This is a genomic window from Kitasatospora sp. NPDC007106, from assembly GCF_040634455.1.
GTDB lineage: Bacteria > Actinomycetota > Actinomycetes > Streptomycetales > Streptomycetaceae > Kitasatospora > Kitasatospora arboriphila.
This window is the reverse complement of sequence record NZ_JBEYFP010000523.1, coordinates 1-4,252: the sequence shown is the minus strand read 5'-3', so window position 1 is coordinate 4,252 and position 4,252 is coordinate 1. Positions and strand designations below refer to the sequence as shown.

The 4,252-nt window shown below is 75.4% G+C and carries 6 protein-coding genes; 2 read left to right on the top strand and 4 right to left on the bottom strand.

What is annotated here, in order from left to right; all coding sequences use genetic code 11:
- Positions 1-71 precede the first annotated feature (71 nt).
- On the top strand, positions 72-275 hold the full coding sequence (locus tag ABZ641_RS27605; protein WP_359985914.1) for a hypothetical protein: 204 nt from the start codon (positions 72-74) through the stop codon (positions 273-275).
- 75 nt (positions 276-350) lie between these two features.
- On the opposite strand, the gene ABZ641_RS27600 is transcribed toward ABZ641_RS27605, so the two are convergent.
- A complete protein-coding gene (locus tag ABZ641_RS27600; protein ID WP_344626536.1) occupies positions 351-563 on the bottom strand; it encodes a hypothetical protein in 213 nt (70 codons plus the stop codon).
- A gap of 251 nt (positions 564-814) precedes the next feature.
- On the opposite strand from ABZ641_RS27600, the gene ABZ641_RS27595 reads away from it, so the two are divergent.
- A complete protein-coding gene (locus tag ABZ641_RS27595) occupies positions 815-1,549 on the top strand; it encodes a BTAD domain-containing putative transcriptional regulator (RefSeq protein WP_344626535.1) in 735 nt (244 codons plus the stop codon).
- 9 nt (positions 1,550-1,558) lie between these two features.
- Here the strand turns inward: ABZ641_RS27595 and ABZ641_RS27590 are convergent, their stop codons facing one another.
- The 3 genes from ABZ641_RS27590 to ABZ641_RS27580 all read right to left on the bottom strand — a co-directional run bounded on the left by ABZ641_RS27590 (position 1,559) and on the right by ABZ641_RS27580 (position 3,848).
- Positions 1,559-2,254 carry an ABC transporter ATP-binding protein gene (locus ABZ641_RS27590; protein ID WP_344626534.1) on the bottom strand — a complete coding sequence of 232 codons (696 nt, stop codon included), beginning with the start codon at positions 2,252-2,254 and terminating at the stop codon, positions 1,559-1,561.
- A complete protein-coding gene (locus ABZ641_RS27585) occupies positions 2,251-3,108 on the bottom strand; it encodes an ABC transporter ATP-binding protein (RefSeq protein ID WP_344626557.1) in 858 nt (285 codons plus the stop codon). The genes ABZ641_RS27590 and ABZ641_RS27585 overlap by 4 nt, the downstream gene beginning before the upstream one ends.
- A 74-nt stretch (positions 3,109-3,182) precedes the next feature.
- On the bottom strand, positions 3,183-3,848 hold the full coding sequence (locus ABZ641_RS27580) for a hypothetical protein (RefSeq protein ID WP_359985910.1): 666 nt from the start codon (positions 3,846-3,848) through the stop codon (positions 3,183-3,185).
- Between the last annotated feature and the right edge of the window lie 404 nt (positions 3,849-4,252).

Genomic DNA, 4,252 nt, shown 5'->3' with positions numbered 1-4,252 from the left:
CACTCCCACCGCCCCAGGCTTTCATGATCGACGTATCGCCCCGGTAGCGCGGCGGGAGCGTCCTGTTTCGGGTGGTCGGGCTGCTGGCGCACGCCCTGCACGGCCGGGCCGGGCGGTGGCTGATCAACGAGAAGGGCGCGGTGGACGCCGCCGGACGGCTGCCGGGTGCGCCCGCGGACTTCGCCCGGCGGGCGCACGGCCTGTTCCGCACGGATGCCGCCGCCGCCCTGGCGGAGGCGGCGGCACTGACCGGCGAGGCGCTCGCCGACGGGTGACGGGCCCGCCCGGGGCCACGTGAACCATGAGCGGACGCCGCCGTGGTGCGGGCCGGTGCCGGAGAAGCTCGCCGATTAGGACGCCGTGCCGTCGTTGCACCGGGCCGTCTCGCCGCTCGGCGCCGGGCTTGCGCTGACGTCCCAGCCGCAGGCGCCGGTGGTGAGGGTGGGCGGGGGAGTGGCGGTGCCCGTGGCGGTGGCGGCCTGGTCGCGCGCGGCGCTGAACAGGGCGAGGGCGAGCGGGCCGGCTGCCGGCAGCAGTCTTCGGCCGCCGACGGAAAGTGTCACGGGCGGGGCCGAGCTCCGCAGTCCGTGTCCGTTCCATGTGGATCGTCCGAGTTTCCGACATCGATGACAGGGGGGTGCAGGGCCTGTCCAGAGCAGTCCTGCAACATCTTGCCGAAACTTGCTGCAACAGACTTGAAATGGCAACGGTTCGCAGGCAGGCTCTATGCCGCCGGGCCCGGCCAGCGGGGGGCGGCCCCACCCCAGGAAGCGAGCTCTGCACGCCGGTGACGACCTTTCAGATTCTCGGCAGAGTGTGCCTGCGTCCCGACCACGGCCCGCACGAGGCCCTCGACGTCAAGGGGGTGAAGGCGCGCGCCCTGCTGGTGACACTGCTGCTGCGGGCCGGCACCACCGTGTCCCTGGACCGGCTCGCCGAAGCGCTCTGGGAGGAGGAGCCGCCCCGCTCCGCCGTCGCCAACATCCGGACCCACGCCAGCCGGCTGAGGCAGTCGCTCGACCCGCGGACCCCGCTGCTCGGCACCGTCGGCGGCTACGAGCTCCAGGTCGACGCCGACCGCTGCGACCACCTGCGCTTCCTCGACCGGGCCGCGGCCGGGCGGGCGGCGCTGGAAGCCGGCGACCCGGACCGGGCCGCCACCCGGCTCGCCGCCGCGCTCGCCCTCTGGCAGGGCGACGAGGCCGCCGTCGGGGTGCCGCGCAACGGGCCGCTCGCGGCCTGGCTCGGCCACCTGGACGAGGAGCGCATGCGCGCCGTCGAGGACTTCGCCGACGCCCAACTGCAGCTCGCCGAACCGCGGTCCGCCCTGCGCGACCTGGCCGACCTGCTCGCCGCGGCACCCCTGCGCGGCCGGGCCTGGGAGCTGCGGATGCGCGCCCACCACCGGCTCGGCGAGATCGACGGCGTCACCGCGGCCTACCGGGCGGCCGAGGCCGTGCACCGCCGCGAACTCGGCACCGGCCCCGGCGTCCGGCTCGACGCGCTCTACCGGCGGCTGGTCAACAGCGTGCCCGTGCCGGTGGGTTGACCCGGCCGGTCAGCGGTGGCGGTCGGCGCCCTCCACCACCCGGCCGTCGGCGAGCTCCACCACCCGGTCCGCGAGCTCCATCAGCGCCGGGTCGTGCGTGGCCACCAGCACGGTGACGCCCTCGCTGCGGACCACCGCGCGCAGCAGCTCCATGACGGCGCGGCCGGTCTCCGAGTCCAGCCGGCCGGTCGGCTCGTCCGCGATCACCAGCGCCGGCTCGTTGGCCAACGCCCGCGCGATGGCGACGCGTTGCTGCTGGCCGCCGGAGAGCTCCGCGGGCCGCTGGTCCGCGTGGTCGGCCAGTCCGACCAGGGCCAGCAGCAGGCGCACCCGCTCGTCGCGCTCCTTCGCCGGCATCCGCCGCAGCCGCATCGGCACACCGACGTTCTCGGCGGCCGTGAGCACCGGGATCAGCCCGAAGGACTGGAAGACGAAGCCGATCCGGTCGCGGCGCATCGCCAGCCGGCCGTCCTCGTCCAGGCCGGCCAGGTCGGTGCCGTCCAGCACGATCCGGCCCGAGGTCGGCGCGTCCAGACCGCCGAGCAGGTTCAGCAGCGTCGTCTTGCCCGAGCCGGAACGGCCCTTGAGCGCCGTGAGTTCGCCGCGGCGGACCTCGAAGTCCACCCCGCGCAGCGCGTGCACGGCCCGCGGCCCGCTGCCGAAGCTGCGCCGCACGTCCTCGGCCGAGACCATCACATCCGTCATCGCGGCTCCTCCTGCGGCCCGTCCACCACCGGCCACACACCGATGTGGTCCTGTTCCAGCTCCAGGCGCACCCGGCGGGAGAGCCGGAGCGCCGCCGTGAACTCCGCGGGCAGCTGCAGCCGCCCGGCCCGGTCGAGCACGGCGTACTCCACGCCGGGGCGGCCCTCCTCGTGGCGCAGCACCTCGGTGGAGGTGCGGCCGTTGCGGATCCGCACCGTCCGGGACACCTGCTCGGCCACCGCCGCGTCATGGGTGACGATCACCACGGTGACGCCCAACTCCGCGTTGGCGGACCGCAGGGCGCCGAACACCTCCTCGCCGGTGGCGCTGTCCAGCTCGCCGGTCGGCTCGTCGGCCAGCAGCAGCGCGGGCTCGTTGGCGTTGGCGACCGCGATCGCCACCCGCTGCTGCTCGCCGCCGGAGAGCTCGCCCGGTCGCCGCCCGAGCTTGCCGCCGAGCCCCAGCAGGCCGAGCAACTCCGCCGCCCGGCCGTGCCGTTGCCCGCGCGGCAGACCGGCGTAGCGCATCGGCAGCATCACGTTCTCCACCGCCGTCAGATGGGGCAGCAGGTTCTTCGCGGTCTGCTGCCACACGAAGCCGACGGTGCGCCGCCGGTACTCCAGCCGCTCGCGCCGCCGCATCGCCAGCAGGTCCCGACCCGCGACCGAGGCGCTGCCCGCGGTGGGCACGTCCAGACCGGCGAGGATCGACAGCAGGGTCGACTTGCCCGAGCCGGACGCTCCGACCAGCGCCAGCAACTCGCCGTCCGCCACGGCGAGGTCGAGCCCCTGGAGTGCCTGTACCTCGACGCCCTCGCTGCGGAAGATCCGCACCAGGTTCTCGCACACCACCATCCCCTCCGGCCGTTCGGGCCGCCGGGCGGCCGCCGTACGCAGCCGTTCCAGCGAAGGTGCCTCCGACATCGCACTCACCGGGCCTCCCCCAGTCTCAACACCGCCGCCGGCCGGCGGCGTCGGCCGATCACGGCCTCCAGGACGGCGACCGCCAGCCTGACCTCCCGCAGCGGGTGGTCGAGCGCCCCCGTCTCCCGCCCGAGCAGGGCCAGCACGGTCGCCGCGTCCGCCCGGACCGCCGGCACCGGATCGGCCGCGTACAGGCCCTCGACCAGCGTCGGAGCGGCGGAACCGGCAGGGAGCAGGTCGGCCACGGCCCCGACCACCCGGAGCGCGGCCCGCCGGACGGACGGCTCGGCGTCCCCCAGGCAGGGCAGCAGGTCCGGCAGGACGCGGCAGAGCTCGGTGCAGACGGCGGCCACGTCGGCGCCGAGCCGGGGCGGCGAGCCGGCGGCCGACGGATCGTGGTCGGCCATCACGGCGAGCAGCATCAGCAGGTCGGTGCGGTGGCTCGGGGCGTGCCGGACGGCGTGCGCCAGAAAGGGGACGGCCGGGCCGGAGGCCTCGTAGACCGTGCCCTGGTGGTGGATGCTCCCGAAGAGTTCGTGGACCGCCTCGGAGGCGGCCTCCTCGTCGTCCCCGTAGAGCGCGCGGATCAGCTCGGGCACGTCCTCGGCGGAACCGTAGGCGTGGTCGAGGGCGTCCCACTGGACGCTGTCCAGCTCGTCCGGAGATCTCATGGTGCGCGTTCCCGTGATGCTCGGTCGATCAGGTGCCGCCGACCCTACCCACCGCCGCCGACAGCGGGGCGGGAGGTGCCGCGGGACGGTACCGCGCCCGGTGGCCGCGTGCGGCGGGTGCCGGCCCGCGGACGGGTGGATCTTGGGCTGATACGGTGTCACGCGCCGTTCGCCCAGGGCGACATGCCGGTGCGGGGAGCCGGTCGTCGCGGCGACGGCACGTCCACGTTCCACGGGGGAAGGTCCATCATCATGTCCGCATCCGCACGCGTCCTTCGCGCCTGCCTCGCCGCCGCTGCCGCCGCAGCCCTGTTGACCGCCTGCGGCTCCGACGGGGACAGCAGCTCCGCCGGGTCCGCGGCGTCCACCGCGGCGTCCGCCGCGCCCGCCACCACGGCGACGGC